The sequence below is a fragment of the Streptomyces sp. GL_140 genome, from assembly GCF_057834465.1.
On sequence record NZ_CM174404.1, the window covers coordinates 1,254,540 to 1,272,386 of the forward strand.

At 73.7% G+C, this 17,847-nt stretch carries 14 protein-coding genes; 10 read left to right on the forward strand and 4 right to left on the reverse strand.

The genetic code is table 11. The annotated features are described in order from the left end of the window. Entirely contained in the window at positions 1–1,371 is a 1,371-nt protein-coding gene (locus AC3IYJ_RS05815; RefSeq protein WP_489400275.1) for a cryptochrome/photolyase family protein, read from the reverse strand. A gap of 95 nt (positions 1,372–1,466) precedes the next feature. Continuing rightward, entirely contained in the window at positions 1,467–2,999 is a 1,533-nt protein-coding gene (locus tag AC3IYJ_RS05820) for an SDR family oxidoreductase (protein ID WP_489400276.1), read from the reverse strand. A gap of 153 nt (positions 3,000–3,152) precedes the next feature. On the opposite strand from AC3IYJ_RS05820, the gene AC3IYJ_RS05825 reads away from it, so the two are divergent. From AC3IYJ_RS05825 to AC3IYJ_RS05860, 8 genes are all read left to right on the forward strand, one after another. After that, positions 3,153–4,493, forward strand: a complete 1,341-nt coding sequence (locus AC3IYJ_RS05825) for an NAD(P)/FAD-dependent oxidoreductase (protein WP_489400277.1) — start codon at positions 3,153–3,155, stop codon at positions 4,491–4,493. Between the two features lie 32 nt (positions 4,494–4,525). Next, complete coding sequence (locus tag AC3IYJ_RS05830; protein WP_489402702.1) at positions 4,526–5,287, forward strand: DUF1365 domain-containing protein; 762 nt, start codon at positions 4,526–4,528, stop codon at positions 5,285–5,287. Further along, positions 5,284–6,627, forward strand: a complete 1,344-nt coding sequence (locus tag AC3IYJ_RS05835; protein WP_489400278.1) for a class I SAM-dependent methyltransferase — start codon at positions 5,284–5,286, stop codon at positions 6,625–6,627. The genes AC3IYJ_RS05830 and AC3IYJ_RS05835 overlap by 4 nt, the downstream gene beginning before the upstream one ends. Before the next feature lie 56 nt (positions 6,628–6,683). Further along, positions 6,684–7,421, forward strand: coding sequence for a DUF1295 domain-containing protein (locus AC3IYJ_RS05840; RefSeq protein ID WP_489402703.1), 738 nt, complete (start codon positions 6,684–6,686; stop codon positions 7,419–7,421). Between the two features lie 61 nt (positions 7,422–7,482). Then, on the forward strand, positions 7,483–7,962 hold the full coding sequence (locus AC3IYJ_RS05845) for an Lrp/AsnC family transcriptional regulator (RefSeq protein WP_489400279.1): 480 nt from the start codon (positions 7,483–7,485) through the stop codon (positions 7,960–7,962). A gap of 57 nt (positions 7,963–8,019) precedes the next feature. After that, a complete protein-coding gene (locus AC3IYJ_RS05850; protein ID WP_489400280.1) occupies positions 8,020–8,709 on the forward strand; it encodes an HAD family hydrolase in 690 nt (229 codons plus the stop codon). A gap of 73 nt (positions 8,710–8,782) precedes the next feature. Beyond that, a complete protein-coding gene (locus AC3IYJ_RS05855) occupies positions 8,783–10,144 on the forward strand; it encodes a cytochrome P450 (RefSeq protein WP_489400281.1) in 1,362 nt (453 codons plus the stop codon). Positions 10,145–10,271: 127 nt separating this feature from the next. After that, a complete protein-coding gene (locus AC3IYJ_RS05860) occupies positions 10,272–11,321 on the forward strand; it encodes an FAD-dependent oxidoreductase (protein WP_489402704.1) in 1,050 nt (349 codons plus the stop codon). A 10-nt stretch (positions 11,322–11,331) separates the two neighbouring features. On the opposite strand, the gene mltG is transcribed toward AC3IYJ_RS05860, so the two are convergent. Together mltG and AC3IYJ_RS05870 are read right to left on the reverse strand one after the other, a co-directional pair. Beyond that, on the reverse strand, positions 11,332–12,171 hold the full coding sequence (mltG, locus tag AC3IYJ_RS05865; RefSeq protein WP_489400282.1) for an endolytic transglycosylase MltG: 840 nt from the start codon (positions 12,169–12,171) through the stop codon (positions 11,332–11,334). 62 nt (positions 12,172–12,233) lie between these two features. Beyond that, a complete protein-coding gene (locus tag AC3IYJ_RS05870) occupies positions 12,234–14,141 on the reverse strand; it encodes an ABC transporter ATP-binding protein (protein WP_489400283.1) in 1,908 nt (635 codons plus the stop codon). Between the two features lie 107 nt (positions 14,142–14,248). Here AC3IYJ_RS05870 and AC3IYJ_RS05875 point away from each other — a divergent pair, with 107 nt between their 5' ends. Further along, positions 14,249–14,797, forward strand: coding sequence for a MarR family winged helix-turn-helix transcriptional regulator (locus AC3IYJ_RS05875; RefSeq protein ID WP_489400284.1), 549 nt, complete (start codon positions 14,249–14,251; stop codon positions 14,795–14,797). A 73-nt stretch (positions 14,798–14,870) separates the two neighbouring features. Then, the gene (locus AC3IYJ_RS05880) at positions 14,871–17,807 is read left to right on the forward strand and encodes an FAD-binding and (Fe-S)-binding domain-containing protein (protein ID WP_489400285.1); all 2,937 of its coding nucleotides are present in this window, start codon (positions 14,871–14,873) and stop codon (positions 17,805–17,807) included. The last annotated feature ends 40 nt before the right edge of the window (positions 17,808–17,847 follow it).

Sequence of the window (17,847 nt, forward strand, 5' to 3'; positions counted from 1 at the left end):
TCACCCGGCGCCTTCTTCGCGGCCGCGGCGGAAGCGGTCGAGCCCGTCGGCGAGTTCGACCAGCGGGTCGGGGTAGTCGTAGCGGGCCCGCTCCAGTCCGGGCAGCCGCCACGGCTCGTGCACGCGCGGCGCGGGGAGCCCGGCGAGCTCGGGGACCCAGCGGTGCACGTAGCCGCCGGTGGGGTCGTAACGCATTCCCTGGCGGACCGGGTTGAGGACCCGGTTGGGGCGGGTGTCGGTACCCGTGCCCGCCACCCACTGCCAGTTCAGCTGGTTGTTGGCGAGGTCCCCGTCGACGAGCAGGTCCATGAAGTGGCGGGCGCCGACGCGCCAGTCCACGTACAGGGTCTTGGCGAGGAAGCTCGCCGTCAGGAGCCGGCCGCGGTTGTGCATCCAGCCCTCGTGGGCCAGTTGGCGCATGGCGGCGTCGACCACCGGGTAGCCGGTCCGGCCCTCCTTCCACGCCTGGATCTCCTCCTCGGCGGCGGGGCCGGTGCGCCAGCCGTCCCCGCGCGCACGGTAGTCCCGGGTGGCGGCCGCCGGCCGGGCGGCGAGCACCTGGTGGTGGAAGTCGCGCCAGCACAGCTGCCGTACGAAGTCCTCCGCGCCGGGGCCCCCGGCGGCGCGGGCCCGGTGGACGGCCTCGGTGGGCGAGAGCGTGCCGAAGTGCAGGTGCGGGGAGAGCCGGGAGGTGGCGTCGCCCGACAGGTCGTCGTGGGTCTGCGGGTACCGGTCGAGGCCGGAGCGCAGCCAGCGGGCGAACAGCCTGCGGGCCTCGCCCTCGCCGCCGCGGGCCAGCCCCGGGGAGGTGCCGGTGACGGCGGCACGCTCCGGCAGCGGATCGGAGCGGACGGCGTCGGGAACCCGGACGCTGCCGCGGGGCGCGGGGGCGGCGGCGCGCAGCGGCATCTGTGCCCAGCGGCGGTGGTACGGGGTGAAGACGGCGAAGTGGTCGGATCCGGCGGGAAGCACGGCCCCGGGGGCCACGGCGGTGATCACGGAGTCGTGGACGTAGAGCCGCCGGCCCTCGGCTTCGAGGGCCGCGCGCAACCGGTCTTCGCGGGCGTGCGCGTACGCGCTGACGCCGCCCGCCATGTGCACCTCGTCGGCGTCGGTCTCCCGCACGAGGGAGACGGTCTCGGCCACGACGTCCCCCGAACGGACGACCAGGCGGCCGCCGCGGGCCCGCAGCCCCGAATCGAGGTCGGCGAGGCAGTCCGCGAGGAAGGAGAGCCGGTTGGGCGGCGCGCCGATCGCGGGGTCGCGGACGAAGAGCGGGACCACCTGCCCCGAGGAGGACAGGGCGGCGCGCAGCGGTGGATGGTCGTGCAACCGCAGGTCGGAGGTGTAGAGGACCACCGCAAGGCTCATGGGGTTGGCTCCGCGTGGGGTGGGTGGGGCGGGGAGGGGCCTGTCATGAGGTACTTCGGCGCGGGCCCGCCCGCCGGATGCGGTGGCACCGCTGTTCAGGCCCCGTCCGGGACCCGCCGGTCCCGCTGCTCGCGGTCCCGCTGCTCCAGGCGCCCCGCCGCCCGGGCGATGTTGCGGGCCATGCCGCCGAAGACCACGGCGTGGAAGGGGGACACGCTCCACCAGTACAGGTGGCCGAGCAGTCCGTGCGGGTGGAACAGCGCCCGCTGCCGGTAGCGGGTGGGGCCGGCTGCGCCCGGCGGCGGCGCGTCGGCGTGGAGTTCGAGCCAGGCCAGGCCGGGCAGCCGCATCTCCGCGCGCAGTCGCAGCAGACGGCCGGGGACGATCTCCTCGACCCGCCAGAAGTCGAGGGAGTCCCCCACCCGCAGCCGGGCCGCGTCGCGGCGGCCGCGGCGGATCCCGACTCCGCCGACGAGCCGGTCCAGCCAGCCCCGTAGGGCCCAGGCCAGAGGGAAGGAGTACCAGCCGTTCTCCCCGCCGATCCCCTCCACCACCCGCCACAGCGCCTCGGGCGAGGCGTCGACGGCCCGCTCCCGCCGGTCGGTGTAGAGGCTGCCGCCCGCCCAGTCGGGGTCGGTGGGCAGCGGGTCGCTCGGGGCGCCGGGCAGCGCGGCCGAGGACCAGCGGGTGGTGACCCGGGCCTCTCGGATCCGCTGGAGCGCCAGCCCGAGGGCCTCGTCGAAGCCGATGGGCGTGCCCGGCGGGTCGGGGACGTGGACGGCGATGTCGTGCTCGGCGCAGACCACCTCGTGGCGCAGGGATTCGGCGAGCGGCCGGGCCAGCGCGCGCGGTACCGGGGTGACGAGGCCGATCCAGTGGCTGGACAGCCTCGGGGTCAGCATCGGAACCCGCAGGATGAGGCGCGTGGGCAGCCCCGCGACGGCCGCGTAGCGGCGCATCATCTGCTCGTACGTGAGCACGTCGGGACCGCCGATGTCGAAGGCCCGGTCGACCTCGGGCGCCATGCCCGCGCTGCCGACGAGGTAGCGCAGGACGTCGCGGACGGCGATGGGCTGGCAGCGGGTGCCGACCCAGCTCGGGGTGACCATGACGGGCAGCCGCTCCGTCAGGTAGCGCAGCATCTCGAATGAGGCCGAGCCGGAGCCGATGACGACGGCGGCGCGCAGGACGGTCGCCGGGACGGGGCCCGCGAGGAAGATCTCGCCGACTTCGGCGCGGGAGCGCAGGTGCGGGGAGAGCTCCCGGACGGGGATGTCGGCGGGGGTGAGACCGCCGAGGTAGACGATGCGGCGCACTCCGGCGGCGTGGGCCTGTTCCGCGAAGGTGCGGGCGGCCGCGCGGTCGCGTTCCTCGAAGCCTGATCCGGTGCCGAGGGCGTGCACGAGGTAGTAGGCGACGTCGATGCCGGCCATCGCGGCCGCCAGGCTCCGCGGGTCGGTGACGTCGCCGCGGACCACCTCGGCGCGCCCGGCCCATGCGTGGTCGCGCAGTTTCCCGGGGTCGCGGGCGAGGCACCGGACGTGGTGTCCGGCGTCCAGGAGTTCGGGTACCAGGCGACCGCCGATGTAGCCGGTGGCCCCGGTGACCAGGCAGTTCTCGCCCGTCATGGCTGTCTCCGCTCCTCCCGCCCCGACCGTGCGCTCTTCATGGTCCCCCCATCGATTCCCCCGGGCGCGCCGCATCGGATGCGGGATTCCGCCGAACGGCACATCCAAGACCCCCCTCGGCTCCGAAGTACCGGTGACGGAGGGAGGAACACGATGACCGGACGAGGTCGGGAGCAGGACCCGGCGCGGGGTGGGGGACGCCCGCGCACGGCCGTGGTCGGCGGGGGTGTTTCGGGGCTGACGGCGGCCTACGTGCTGGCCCGCTCCCACGAGGTGACCCTGTACGAGGCGGCCGACCGGCTGGGCGGGCACGCCCACACCCACGAGCTGAAGGGCCCGGACGGGGTGGTGCGGGCGGTGGATTCGGGGTTCATCGTCCACAACGACCGCACCTACCCGAACCTGTCGCGGCTGTTCGGCGAGTTGGGGGTGGCCACCCGCCCGACGACGATGAGCCTGTCGGTCCACTGCGAGGGGTGCGGGCTGGAGTACGCGGGGGCGCGGGGGCCGCGCGGACTGTTCGCCCGGCCACGCTCCGCCGTGAACCCGGCCTACCTGCGGATGCTGGCGCGGATCCCGCTGTTCCACCGGCAGGCGCGGCGGCTGCTGGCCTCGCGCGAAGCACCCCACGGGGCACCGCACGAAGCCCCGTACGAAGCCCCGTACGAGTGGACCTTGGCCGAGTTCCTGGAGCGGGGCCGCTTCGGGGCCTACTTCACCGCGCACTTCGCGATCCCGCTGGTGGCCTCGGTGTGGTCGTGTCCGCCGGACGCGGCGCTGGGGCACCCGGCCCGGTACCTGTTCCGGTTCCTGGAGCACCACGGACTGCTGTCGGTCGGGGGTTCCCCGCGCTGGCGTACGGTCGAGGGCGGCTCGGCGCGCTACGTGGAGCGGGTCCGCGACCGCCTGGACACCGTGTACGCGGCCGCGCCGGTACGGGCGATCGCGCGCACCCCGCGAGGCGTGGCGGTCACCACCGCGGGCGGGGCCACGGCCCTCTACGACTCGGTGGTCGTCGCCGTCCACGCCGACCAGGCGCTGGAGCTGCTGGCCGATCCGACGGAGGCGGAGCGCACCGCGCTCGGCGCCTTCGGCTACTCCCGCAACCGGACCGTGCTGCACACGGACACCTCGGTGCTGCCGCGCGCCGCGGGGGCCCGGGGGTGCTGGAACTACCGGCTGTCGGGCTGCCGGCCGGACGACGCGCACGTACGGGTCAGCTACGACATGAACCGGCTGCAGGGGCTGGACGGGCCGGAGCCGTACGTGGTCACGTTGAACGCCGACGACCGGGTGCGGCCGGAGCTGGTGCTGGCCGAGATGGAGTACGAACACCCCGTCCACACCGTGGAGTCGGTGGCGGCGCAGCGGCTGCTGCCGGCCCTGTCGGGGCCGGTGACGGCCTTCGCCGGCGCGTACCACGGGTGGGGTTTCCACGAGGACGGCTGCCGGTCGGGCGTGGCGGCGGCCGCGGCGCTGGGGGTGGAGTGGTGAAGCCGCCACGCCACCCCGTGGCGGTGCACGGGGTGGCACCCGGGACAACGCCCAGGGCGGCGCCTGCCACGACGCCCTGCCTGTACGAGGCCGAGATCCGCCACGTCCGGTCGGGCGGGAGCCACTACCGGCTCCGCCACCGCACGTACCTGTGGCTGGTGGACCTCGACGAACTCCCCCGCCTGCCCAGACCGTTGGGACTGCTCGCCCGTTTCGACCCGCGGGACCACTTCGGGGGCGGCGCGCCGTCCCTCCGGGCCGCCCTGGACGGGTTCCTCGCCGCGCGCGGCGCCGGACTGCCGCCCGGCTCCCGGGTGTCGATGCTCGCGCACGCCCGCGTCCTGGGCCACGTCTTCAACCCGCTGAGCGTGTACTGGTGCCACGGCCCGGACGGCGTCCTGCGCCACGTGGTCGCCGAGGTGCACAACACCTACGGCGAGCGGCACTGCTACCTGCTCGCCCCGGAGAGCGTCTGCGTCACCCCCAAGGAGTTCTACGTCTCGCCCTTCCTCGCGGTGGAGGGCGAGTACCGGATGCGACTGCCCGAGCCGGGCGAACACCTCGCGCTCGCCGTCCGGCTGGCCGGCGGAACCGACGGCGCCCGCCTGACCGCGACCGTCCGCGGCGAGCGCCGTCCCGCCGGCGCCCTCGGGGTGCTGCGCGCCGCGCTGCGTCACCCCTGGTCCACGGCCGCCGTCACGGTCGGCATCCGGTTCCACGGCGTCCGGCTGTGGCTGCGCGGGCTGCCGGTGCGCCCGCGCCCCCGACACGTCCCCCAGGAGGGCCTGAAGTGACGACCACGACCAACGGGACCAACGGGACCAACGGGACCAACGGGACCAACGGCGCCCACGGCACCGGTGCCGCCCGCCGGACCGGCGAGGCCCCCCTGGCCGCTCCGGCCGTACCGCCCTGCTCCCGGACCAGGGCCGCCGTCGGGCGGCTGCTGATCCGCCGGGCCCTGGACCGGCTGCCGCTCCAGGTCCGGATGGGCCCCGAGGGGACCCTGGGGCGGGGCGGCCCGGCGATGGCGGTGTACGACCCGGATGCCTTCGAACGCCGGATCGCGGCCGAGGGCCTGATCGGCTTCGGCGAGTCCTACTTGGCCGGGGAGTGGGACGCCCGGGATCCGGTCGCCGTCCTGACGGTCCTCGCCGGGCACGTGACGGCCCTGGTCCCGGCCCCGCTCCAGCGGCTGCGCGGACTGTGGCAGGCCCGGCATCCGGCGGCCGACCGCAACACCCCGGACGGCTCCCGGACCAACATCCGACGCCACTACGACCTGTCGAACGAGCTCTTCGCGGAGTTCCTCGACCCCACGATGACCTACTCCTCGGCGGTGTTCCGGGCCCTGCCGGCCGGGCCGGACCAGCTCGCCGCGGCCCAGCACCGCAAGATCGACATGCTGCTGGACCTGGCCGCCGTGGGGCCCGGCACCCGGCTGCTGGAGATCGGCACGGGCTGGGGCGAACTGGCGATCCTGGCCGCCCGGCGCGGAGCCCGGGTGGTCACCCTGACGCTGTCGCGGGAGCAGCGGGAGCTGGCGCTGCGCCGGATCGGGGCCGCCGGGCTCACCGACCTCGTCGAGGTGCGTCTGTGCGACTACCGGGAGGCCGAGGGCAGTTACGACGCCATCGTGAGCGTGGAAATGATCGAGGCGGTCGGCGCCGAGTACTGGCCGGTGTACTTCGCGACGCTGGACCGGCTGCTGGCCCCGGGCGGGCGGGTCGCGCTCCAGGCCATCACCATGCCGCACGAGCGGATGCTGGCCACGAGGGACACGTACACCTGGATCCACAAGTACATCTTCCCCGGCGGGATGCTGCCGTCGGTACGGGTGGTGGAGGAGATGGCCCGCCGCCACACCGGACTGCGGGTGACCCGGTGCGAGGGGTACGGGGCCCACTACGCGCAGACGCTCCGGCTCTGGCGGGAGCGCTTCGCCGAGCGGGCCGACCGCGTGGCGGCGCTGGGCTTCGACGAGACGTTCCGGCGGATGTGGACCTTCTACCTGGCCTACTGCGAGGCCGGCTTCGCCTCGGGCTACCTGGACGTCCACCAGTTCCTCCTGACGGCCGACACGACCAATGCGGCCAATGGGTCCGATGGGTCCGACTCCGCAGGTGCCCCGTGAACTGGGCCCCCTTCGCACTGAACCTCGCCGTCTCGGCGGCGGCCGCGCTCGCCGTCATGCTGGCCGCCTTCGCCGTCGGGGTCCGGCTCGGCATGCACCGGGTGGTGGACGTGGCCTGGGGCCTGGGCTTCGTCGCGGTCTCGGTGGCCACGTACGCCGCCTCGGGCGGCCGGCATCCGCTGCCGGCCGCCCTGGCGGTGGTGTGGGGGCTGCGGCTGGCCGGGCACATCGCGTGGCGCGGCCGCGGGCACGGCGAGGACCCGCGCTACGAGCGGATGCTCTCCAAGGCTCCGGGAAGCCGGAGCGCGTACGCCCTGCGCAAGGTCTACCTGCTCCAGGCGGCCCTGGTGTGGCTGGTGTCGCTGCCCGTCCAGGCGGCGGCGTACGCGGGCGGGCGCCCCGGCGCCGTGGCGGTGGCGGGCGCGGCGCTGTGGCTGTGCGGGCTGCTCTTCGAGGCGGTGGGCGACCGGCAGCTCGCCCGCTTCAAGGCGGACCCGGCGAACGCGGGGCGGATCATGGACCGGGGACTGTGGGCCTGGACCCGGCACCCGAACTACTTCGGCGACCTCTGTGTGTGGTGGGGCCTGTCCCTGACCGCCTGGACCTCCGCCGGGGCGGTGGCGGTGTCGGTGGTCTCCCCGCTGGTGATGTCCTACCTGCTGGTCGCCGGAAGCGGGAAGCGACTGCTGGAGCGGCACATGGCGGACCGGCCCGGGTACCCGGAGTACCGGGCGCGGACCAGCGGGTTCCTGCCCCGGCCGCCCCGGCGACCTCGCAGGTCGCAAGGGGTCTGAGGCGGGGTTCGGGGCGCGGCCGCGGGCGGGGTCCGGGGCGCCGCGTTGGTACAGTCGCGGCATGGCGGTGGACGAGCTCGACACACGGATCCTGAGCCTGCTGATCGAGCAGCCGCGCACCAGCATCCGCGAGTACGCCCGGATCCTGGGAGTCGCGCGCGGCACCCTCCAGGCCCGGCTCGACCGGCTGGAGCGCACCGGGGTGATCACCGGGACCGGCCCCGTCCTGTCCCCCGCCGCGCTCGGGCACCCGGTCCTGGCCTTCGTGCACATCGAGGTCACCCAGGGGCACCTGGACGAGGTCGGCGACGCGCTGGCCTCCGTACCCGAGATCATCGAGGCGTTCTCCATCACCGGCGGCGGGGACCTGCTGACCCGGGTGGCCGCCCGGGACAACGCGCACCTGGAGGACGTGATCCAGCAGCTGATCCGCCTGCCCGGCGTGGTCCGCACGCGGACCGAGGTGGCCCTGCGCGAGCGGGTTCCGCACCGGCTGCTGCCGCTGGTCGAGTCCGTGGGCCGGTCCGCGCGCAAATCCTGACAAGATGGTCGGGACAGGCACAGGACCGTACAGGCACAGGCAGGACGGGCACACTGCATGATCTCCGTCATATTCGATCTCGACGGCACCCTCGTTGACAGCGAGCCGAACTACTACGAGTCCGGGCGCCGCACCCTGGAGCGGCACGGCGTCCCCGGTTTCACGTGGGAGGAGCACTCCCACTACATCGGAATCGGCACGCTGGAGACCCTGGAGATCCTCCGGGACCGGTACGCGATCCGGACCCCGGTGGAGGAGCTGCTCGCCGAGCAGAACGCCGCCTACCTGGAGCTCGCCCGCACGCGCACCGAGGCCTACCCGCAGATGCGCACCTTCGTGGAGCGGCTGCACGCCGACGGCGTCCCGATGGCGGTGGCCTCCGGGTCCTCGCTCGAGGCGATCGACGCGGTCCTGGCCGGTACCGGGCTGGACGCGCAGCTGACCACGGTGGTCTCCGCCGAGGAGGTGGCGCAGGGCAAGCCCGCCCCGGACGTGTTCCTGGAGGCGGCGCGGCGTCTGGGCGCGGAGCCCGCCGACTGCGTGGTCCTCGAGGACGCGGCGCCGGGCGCCCTGGCCGCCCGGGCGGCGGGCATGGAGTGCGTGGCGATCCCGTACGTGGCGGCCACCGCGGACGACCCGGCCTTCGCGGGGGCCGGACTGCTCTTCCCTTCCGGACAGCGGGAGTTCAGCGCGGACACCGCCTACGCGTGGCTCGCCGACCGCCGCGCCGCCCGAATCCGTTCCTGAGCCCGTCCCTTTCGGACCCTGCCGCGTCCGCTGACCTCTGGCGCCCTGGAGGCGGCGCTGTCACCATGCCGGGGTGAGCGCCACACTGCTGCCTCCGGGCGCCGAGCGCGGACCGCGCCGGTGGCCCCTGGTGGGGAACCTCCCCGCCTTCGCCCGCGATCCGCTGGCCTTCTTCGAGTCGCTGCGCGACGAGTACGGCGACTGGGTGCCCTGGGCACTCGGCCCCCAGCGCAATGTGCTGGTCTCGCGGCCCGAGCACGCGGGCGAGCTGCTGGGGGCCGTCGAGTCCACCTTCAGGCCGACCGAACTGGGCTGGGCATTCCGCCAGTTGCTCGGCAATGGGGTGGTCGTCGCCACCGGCGACGACTGGCGGCGCAAGCGGGCGCTGGTCCAGCCCTCGGTGCGCCCCCGCCAGGTGCGCTCGTACGCGGCCACGATGGTGGAGTGCGCCGACGCGCTGGCCTCCGGCTGGCGCGAGGGCGAACGGATCGACGTGCACAAGGAGATGGCCGGCCTCACCCAACGGATCGCGGTGCGCACCCTGTTCGGGAGCGACGCGGCCGGGCGGGAGGAGCCGATCAGCGCGGCCATGGCCACCGCGCAGCGGGAACTGAGCGCGGAGTTCAGGGGGGTGACCCTGTTCCTGCCACCGTGGATCCAGACCCCGGGCCGCCGCCGGATGCGGGCGGCGGTGGCCGTCCTCGACCGGGAGATCGAGCACGTCATACGGGAACACGAGGCGGCCTCGGCGGCCGGCGAGGAACGGGACGACCTGCTCAGCCGGCTCCTCGCCGCCCGGGACGAGGACGGCGCTCCGCTGTCGCGCACGGAGCTGCGCGACGAGTCGATCACCCTCTACATCGGCGGCCACGAAACCACCTCGACCACCCTGACCTGGGCCTGGCAGCTCCTGTCGGGGGCGCCCGAGGCCCGCGAGCGCCTCACGGAGGAGCTCGACCGGGTGCTCGGCGGCCGTCTCCCGACCCACGAGGACTACGCGCGGCTGCCCTGGACCCAGCAGGTGGTCAAGGAAGCACTGCGGATCTATCCGCCGATCTGGCTGATCTCGGCGGTGGCCACGGAAGGCGCGAAGCTCGGCGGGCGACCGGTCCCGGCCGGGCTGTCGGTCTGGGTGAGCCCCTGGTCGATGCACCGGGACGCGCGCTGGTTCCCGGAGCCGGAGGCGTTCCGCCCCGAGCGCTGGGACGCCGACGCCCCGCACCCGATCCCGGAGCACGCCTGGTTCCCCTTCGGCGGCGGCCCCCGCGCCTGCCTGGGCGCCCGTTTCGCCCTGGTCGAGGCCGCCCTCGTTCTGGCCGTCCTGGCCCAGCGCTTCCACCTGGACAGCGGCCCCGCCCGCGCCGAGGTCCTCCCGGGCCTCACCCTCCAGCCGGTCGGCCCGGTCCCGGCGACACTGCGCGCGAGCCGGGCCTGACGGAGTTCGGCGGCGGGAAGGAGCTCGCGGGAAGCTCCCGCCACCGCGCCGAGTTAGTAGAACCGTGAACGATTTCTTGGAGCGGGAGCAGGAGCGGGAGCAGGAGCGGGAGCGGGACGCGGCACCGGTGGACGTCGTGGTGGTCGGTGCGGGGCAGGCGGGGCTGTCCAGTGCCTATCACCTGGCGCGGGCGGGCATCGGGCACGTGGTCCTGGACCATGCGCCCCGTCCGGGCGGCGCCTGGCAGTTCCGCTGGCCCTCGCTCACCTACGGCAAGGTCCACGGGATGCACGCGCTGCCGGGGATGGAGCTCGCCGGGGCCGATCCGCTGCGTCCGTCCTCCGAGGTGATCCCCGAGTACTTCGCCGCGTACGAGGAGCGCTTCGGGCTCCACGTGCGCCGCCCCGTGGACGTCACGGCCGTACGCGACGGGGCGGACCGGCGGCTGCTCGTGGAGACCGGGTCCGGCGCCTGGTCGGCGCGGGCGCTGATCAACGCCACCGGGACCTGGGACCGGCCGTTCTGGCCGCGCTACCCGGGGCAGGAGACCTTCCGCGGCCGCCAGCTGCACACGGCGAACTATCCCGGGCCGGGCGAGTTCGCCGGAGCCCGGGTCATCGTGGTGGGCGGCGGCACCTCGGCGGTGCAGCACCTGCTGGAGATCGCCGAGGTGGCGGCGGAGACCACCTGGGTCACCCGGCGGCCTCCGGTGTTCCGCGACGGAGACTTCGGCGAGGCCGAGGGCCGCGCGGCGGTTGCCCTGGTCGAGGACCGGGTCAGGCAGGGACTGCCTCCGCGGAGCGTGGTCAGCGTCACCGGACTCGCGCTGACCGAGGCGGTCCGCGGCGGACTGGCCTCGGGGGTGCTGGAGCGGCGCCCCATGTTCGACCACCTCACGACCCGGGGGGCCGCCTGGGCCGACGGGCGGCGGGTGGAGGCCGACGTGATCCTGTGGGCCACCGGCTTCCGCGCGGCCATCGACCACCTGGCACCGCTGCGGCTGCGCGAACCGGGCGGCGGAATCCGGCTCGAGGGCACACGCGCGGTCCGCGACGAGCGGATCCACCTCGTCGGCTACGGGCCTTCGGCGTCGACCATCGGCGCCAACCGGGCCGGCGGCTCCGCGGTCCGCGAGATCCACCGGCTGCTCACGCGCACCCCGGCCGAGGTCACCTAGCCCCCGCCGGTCAGGTCTTCCTGGAGGCCGACCGGAGCCGGTTGAACTCGGCCAGGTGGCGCTTGTGCTCCTCGTACGTCTTGGAGAAGCGGGTGTCGCCCGGCTTCACGGTGACGAAGTACAGCCACTCCCCCGGAGGCGGCGCGACCGCGGCCGCCATGGCGTCCAGGCCGGGGCTGTCGATCGGCGTGGGCGGCAGGCCCTGGCGCTGGTACGTGTTGAAGGGGCTGTCGATCTTCGTCTCGCTCAGCTTGGTGTCCACCGTGGCACGGTTCAGCGCGTAATTGATGGTGGAGTCCATCTGGAGCGGCATCGACTTCGCCAGCCGGTTGTGCACCACCCGGGCGACCTTGCCCATGTCCAGGCGGGTGTCGGCCTCCGCCTCGAGGATGCTGGCGAGGGTGGCCGTCTGGTACGGGGTCATCCCGTGGGTCCTGCCGCCGTCGGCGACGGCCTTGGTGGCGAGGTTCTTGTTGGCCGTCTCGACCATGTACGTGAGCAGCGCGGCCGGGGTGGACCGGGAGGTCACCGGATACGTGGCCGGGAAGAGGTATCCCTCCGGGTTGCCCTTGGCCTCCGCGGGCAGGGGCAGCGCGGTCTTCGCGGCGGCCGCCTGGGCGGAACCGGCCGGGAGCTTCAGCTCGCGGTCGATGGCGGCGTAGACCTGCGGGGCCCGCCAGCCCTCTGGGATCAGCAACTGGCGCGGCTTCTCGGGCGCTTCCTCACCGGGCAGCAGCGGGATCAGAACAGTCGTCCCGAGCCCCACGAGCGTTGCGAGGATGAGCGCCAGCCGACCTCGGCGGGTCAGCCGGGAACGGCGCGGCGACGGCGGCCGGTTCTCTTGACGCATGCGGGAACGCTAACCCGCGAAGCGTCATATTTATGACATCTCGCCTGCGTCCGGTCACACGATCACACGTTTACCGGGGCTGCTTCGGTCCCGCGCAGCGGCTCCGGCTTGAGCGCACCGCGCTTGAGCGTCTCCGTGGTGAGGGTCTCCGGCTTGAGCGCGGTCTCCCGGTCCCGCCGGACCAGCGCCGCGTACCGGCCGTCGGCCGCGAGCAGTTCCTCATGGGTTCCCCGCTCGGCGATCCGCCCCGCGTCGAGCACCACGATCTGGTCGGCGTCGCGGACGGTGGAGAGGCGGTGGGCGATGGTGATGGTGGTGCGGCCCTGCGAGAGGTTGTCGATGGCGCGCTGCACGGCGTGCTCGGTGCGGGTGTCCAGGGCGCTGGTGGCCTCGTCGAGGATCAGCACCGGCGGGTCGCGCAGGATGGTGCGGGCGATCGCCAGGCGCTGCTTCTCGCCGCCGGAGAACCGGTACCCGCGCTCGCCCACCAGGGTGTCGTACCCGTCGGGCAGGGACTCGATGTGCTCGTGGATCTGGGCCGCGCGGGCCGCCTCGGCGATCTCCTCGTCGGTGGCGTCCGGCTTGGCGAAGCGCAGGTTGTCGGCGACGGAGGCGTGGAAGAGGTAGGTCTCCTGGGAGACCACGCCGATGGAGCGGGCCAGCGAGTCGAAGTCGAGGTCGCGCACGTCGACCCCGTCGAGGGCGACGCGGCCGCCGGTGACGTCGTAGAGCCGGGGCACGAGATAGCTCAGCGTGCTCTTGCCTGATCCGGTCGGACCGACCACGGCGAGGGAGCCGCCGGCCGGGACGGTGATGTCGATGCCCGTCAGCGTCGGGCCGCTCTTGGCGTCGTACTCGAAGTGGACGTCCTCCAGCCGGACCTCGCCCTTGGCGCGGTCGAGGCGGACGGGGTCCTCGCGCTCGGTGATGTCCACCGGCAGGTCGAGGTACTCGAAGATGCGGGCGAACAGCGCGAGGGAGGTCTGTATCTGGACGCCGGTCGACAGCAGGCTCACGGCGGGCCGGAACAGGCCCTGCTGGAGGGTGACGAAGGCGACGAGGGTGCCGACCGAGAGCGAGGGGGCACCGGTCTGCAGGGCTATGCCGGCCGCCCAGTAGATGAGGGCGGGCATGGCGGCCATGACGATGCCGATGGTGGACATCCGCCAGCGCCCGGCCATGCTGGAGCGCACTTCGAGGTCGACGAGCTTCTCGGACTCCTCCGCGAAGGAGGTGGTGAGCGAGTCGGCCCGGCCCATCGTGCGGCCGAGCAGGATGCCGCTCACCGACAGGGACTCGGTGACCGTCGCGGCCATCGTGGCCATCTGCTTCTGGCGCTGCGCGGTGATCTTCTTGCGCTCGCTGCCGACACGGCGGCTGATCCACACGAAGACGGGCAGCAGGAGCAGCGAGACGAGCGTGAGCCGCCAGTCGAGCGCGAGCATCGCGACCACGGAGGCTATGACGGCCGTGGCGTTGGAGACGAGGGAGGTCGCCGTGGAGGTGACCGTGGCCTGCATGCCGCCGATGTCATTGGCGATGCGGGACTGCACCTCGCCGGTGCGCGTTCGGGTGAAGAAGGCCAGCGGCATCCGCTGGAGCTGCGCGTAGACGGCGGTGCGCAGGTCGTGCATGACCCGCTGGCCGACCGTCGTGGATATCAGGGTCTGCAGCACGCCGAAGATGCTGGTCACCACGGCGGTGGCGATCATGCCGAGGGAGAGCAGGCTGAGCAGCCCGATGCGGCCCTGCGGGATCGCGACGTCGAGGATCGCCTTGAGCAGGAACGGCGAAGCCACGCCGACCAGCGAGGATGCGCCGACCAGTACGGCGACGACGCCGAGGCGGCCGCGGTAGGGCCGGAAGAGGCCGGCGATGCGGCGCAGCTCGCGCGGCCGCTCGGCCGGGGCGGGACCACTGGGGTCGAGGGATTCTTTCGAGGGCGTCCACTCGGGTTCCTTGGGGCGCATGGGCCTCCTTCATGACAGCTGACCAGACTCCAATGAGCATAGCTCATTGTTACCTATGCTCACAATGAATCTGGTCCTGATACTGTTCCCATTATGAGGACCGCAGCATGAGTACCGCTTCCGAGACCGAGCGCGGGACCCGGGTCGAGACCGGGCCCGGGACGGCGCACCCGAGCGGGCACGAGGCAGACCCCACCGAGCCCACGGACCGCGCCGACTCCACGGACAGCGTGCTCGCCGAGCAGCTCCTGCGCCTGACCCGGCGGCTCCACCGCATCCAGAAACGCCATCTGGAGCCGCTCGGAATCACCCCGGCGCAGTCCCGGCTGCTGCGCACGGTCGCCCATCTCTCCGCCGGGCAGCCGCCCCGGATGGCGGACCTCGCAGCCCGCCTGGAGGTCGTGCCCCGCGCCGTGACCACGCTGGTCGACGGTCTGGAGGCCGCCGACCGCGTGCGCCGCGTGCCCGACCCCTCGAACCGCCGCGTCATAAGGATCGAGCTCACCGACAACGGCCGCGCCACGCTGCGCCGGCTGCGCAACGCGCGAACCGACGCCGCAGAGGAGATCCTGGCTCCATTGACCGCCGATCAGCGCGAGGTGCTCGGCGGACTGTTGAACGCCCTGGCGGACGCCCCGCCGGAGCTGCACTGCTGACCAGGCGGCGGCCGGCCGGGAGAAGGCCGCGACTGCGCCGAACGAGTGAGCCGAGCGAGTTGAGGGGTTGCGCATGCCGCTGCTGGAACCGAAGCCGGGGGCCCTGCGGCCGCGGAGCCTCAGCGCCCCCGCCCACGACCGGGTGCCCGACCGGCGGGCGACCGGGACCCCCGGGGTGCTGCGCAACGAGCTGACCGAGCTGCTGGGCGCCGACAAGGTCCTCTGGAAGATCTCCGACCTGGTCCGCTACGCCTCGGACGCCTCCCCGTACCGCTTCGTGCCGCAGGTCGTGGTGGTCGCCGAGGACATCGACGACGTATCCGCCGTCCTGTCCTACGCGCACGGCAAGCAGCGCGAGGTCGTCTTCCGCGCCGCGGGCACCTCGCTCAACGGCCAGGCCCAGGGCGAGGACATCCTGGTCGACGTCCGCCGCCACTGGGCCGGCGTCGAGGTGCTGGAAGAGGGCCGCCGCGCCCGGATCCAGCCCGGCACCACCGTCCTGCGGGCCAATGCCGCCCTCGCCCGGCACGGCCGCATTCTCGGCCCCGACCCGGCCAGCGCCATCGCGTGCACCCTCGGCGGGGTCGTCGCGAACAACGCCTCCGGCATGACGGCGGGGACCACGAGGAACTCGTACCGCACCCTCGCCTCCCTCACCTTCGTCCTGCCGACCGGCACCGTCGTCGACACCGCCGATCCGATCGCCGACGAGGAGCTCGCCCACGCCGAGCCGGCCCTCTGCCGCGGGCTGATGGAGATCAAGAAGGAGATCGAGGCCGATCCGGAGCTCGTCGCACGCATCCGGGCCAAGTACGAGATCAAGAACACCACCGGCTACCGGCTCGACGCCTACCTCGACGGCTCCACGCCGGTGGAGATCCTGCGCGGGCTGATGGTCGGCTCCGAGGGCACCCTGGGCTTCATCTCCGAGGTCGTCTTCGACACCCTGCCCCTGGACCGCGAGCTCACCAGTGCGCTGCTGTTCTTCCCCTCGCTGCCCGCCGCGGCCGCCGCCGTACCGCTCTTCAACGAGGCCGGCGCGCTGGCCGTCGAGCTCATGGACGGCAACACCCTGCGCGCCTCGGTGGCCGTGGAGGGCGTGCCCGCGGACTGGGCCCGGCTGCCCAAGGACACCACCGCCCTGCTCGTGGAGTTCCGCGCCGCGGACGAAGCCGGCCGCGCCGAGTACGAACGGCGCGCCGCCGCGGTGGTGGCCGGGCTGGACCTGGTCGCGCCGGTGGCCTCGGTGACCAATGCCTTCACCCGCGATGCGAAGACCATCTCCGGCTACTGGAAGGCCCGCAAGGCCTTCGTCACCGCCGTCGGCAGCGCCCGCGCCTCCGGCACCACCCTGATCACCGAGGACTTCGCGGTCCCCCCGTCGCGGCTGGCCGAGGCCTGCGAGGCCCTGCTCGAACTCCAGGCGGAGCACGGTTTCGACGCCGCCGTCGCCGGACACGCCGCCCACGGCAACCTCCACTTCCTCCTCGCCTTCGACGCCGCCAAACCGGCCGACGTCGAGCGGTACGCCGCCTTCATGGACGCCTTCTGCCGGCTCACCGTGGAACGCTTCGACGGCTCCCTGAAGGCCGAGCACTCCACCGGCCGCAACATGGCCCCGTTCCTGGAACTGGAATGGGGACCCCGGGCCACCGAACTGATGTGGCGCACCAAGCGGTTGCTCGACCCCGACCTGGTGCTCGCCCCGCGGATCCTCCTCGACCGCGACCCGAAGGCCCACCTGCGCGGCCTGAAGACGATCCCGCAGGTGGAGGCCGTGGCCGACCCCTGCATCGAGTGCGGGTTCTGCGAACCGACCTGCCCCAGCGAGGACCTGACGACCACTCCGCGCCAGCGGATCGTGCTGCGCCGGGAGATGATGCGCCAGCAGCCCGGCTCCCCCGTCCTGGGAGGGCTGCTCGACGCCTACGGCTACGACGCCGTGGACACCTGCGCCGGCGACTCCACCTGCAAACTCGCCTGCCCCGTGGGCATCGACACGGGCGCCCTGATGAAGGACTTCCGCCACCGCCGCCACAGCCCGCGCGAGGAGCGCGCCGCCGAACTGGCCGCCCGGCGGTTCCGGACGGTGGAGGGAGCCGCCCGGCTGGCCGTGGCCGCCGCCGACAAGATCACCGACACCGTCGGGGACCGGGTGCTGGAGGCCGTGACGGGGCTCGCGCGCAGAGCCGTACGGCCCGACCTGGTCCCGGAGTGGCTGCCGCAGATCCCCGGCGCCGCCGCCCGGAAACTGCCCGCGACCCGGCGGGTCGGCGCCGCAGCCGTGTACTACCCGGCCTGCGTCAACCGGATCTTCGCCGGCCCCGACGGCCGCCCCGGCCCCTCCCTCCCGGAGGCCGTGGTGGCGGTCTCCGAGCGCGCCGGAAAGCCGGTCTGGATCCCCCGGGACGTGACCGGCACCTGCTGCGCCACGATCTGGCACTCCAAGGGGTACGAGGCCGGCAACCGGGTGATGGCCAACCGGATCGTGGAGGCCGCCTGGGGCTGGACGGCCGGTGGCCGGCTGCCGCTCGTGGTCGACGCGTCCTCCTGCACCCTGGGCATCTCGCACGAGGTGGTCCCGTACCTCACGGACGACAACCGGGCGCTCCACGCGGAGCTCCGGATCGTCGACTCCATCGTCTGGGCGGCCGAGGAGCTGCTCCCGCACCTGGAGATCCGGCGCACGATCGGGTCCGCGGTGCTCCACCCCACCTGTTCGATGCGGCACTTGGACGACGAGGCGCAGCTGCGGGCGGTGGCCGAGGCCTGCGCGGACGAGGTGGTCGTGCCGTACGACGCGGGGTGCTGCGCCTTCGCCGGCGACCGCGGAATGCTGCACCCGGAGCTGACGGAATCGGCTACGGCGCGCGAGGCCGCGGAGGTGACGGCGCGGGAGTTCGACGCGCACCTGTCGGCGAACCGGATGTGCGAGGTGGGCATGGACCGGGCCACCGGCCGGAGCTACTACTCGGCCCTGCTGGAACTGGAGCGCGCCACTCGCCCTTGAGGCCGCAGCCCTCCCCGTCCGAAGCTTTGGCCAACGGAAA

Excerpts from the sequence above, each read along its gene's own strand:
- AC3IYJ_RS05880 (WP_489400285.1), top strand. The coding sequence starts at position 14,871 with ATGCCGCTGCTGGAACCGAAGCCGGGGGCCCTGCGGCCGCGGAGCCTC.
- AC3IYJ_RS05820 (WP_489400276.1), bottom strand. The coding sequence starts at position 2,999 with ATGACGGGCGAGAACTGCCTGGTCACCGGGGCCACCGGCTACATCGGC.
- AC3IYJ_RS05870 (WP_489400283.1), bottom strand. The coding sequence starts at position 14,141 with ATGCGCCCCAAGGAACCCGAGTGGACGCCCTCGAAAGAATCCCTCGAC.
- AC3IYJ_RS05845 (WP_489400279.1), top strand. The coding sequence starts at position 7,483 with ATGGCGGTGGACGAGCTCGACACACGGATCCTGAGCCTGCTGATCGAG.
- AC3IYJ_RS05825 (WP_489400277.1), top strand. The coding sequence starts at position 3,153 with ATGACCGGACGAGGTCGGGAGCAGGACCCGGCGCGGGGTGGGGGACGC.
- AC3IYJ_RS05850 (WP_489400280.1), top strand. The coding sequence starts at position 8,020 with ATGATCTCCGTCATATTCGATCTCGACGGCACCCTCGTTGACAGCGAG.
- AC3IYJ_RS05875 (WP_489400284.1), top strand. The coding sequence starts at position 14,249 with ATGAGTACCGCTTCCGAGACCGAGCGCGGGACCCGGGTCGAGACCGGG.
- mltG (WP_489400282.1), bottom strand. The coding sequence starts at position 12,171 with ATGCGTCAAGAGAACCGGCCGCCGTCGCCGCGCCGTTCCCGGCTGACC.
- AC3IYJ_RS05840 (WP_489402703.1), top strand. The coding sequence starts at position 6,684 with ATGCTGGCCGCCTTCGCCGTCGGGGTCCGGCTCGGCATGCACCGGGTG.
- AC3IYJ_RS05815 (WP_489400275.1), bottom strand. The coding sequence starts at position 1,371 with ATGAGCCTTGCGGTGGTCCTCTACACCTCCGACCTGCGGTTGCACGAC.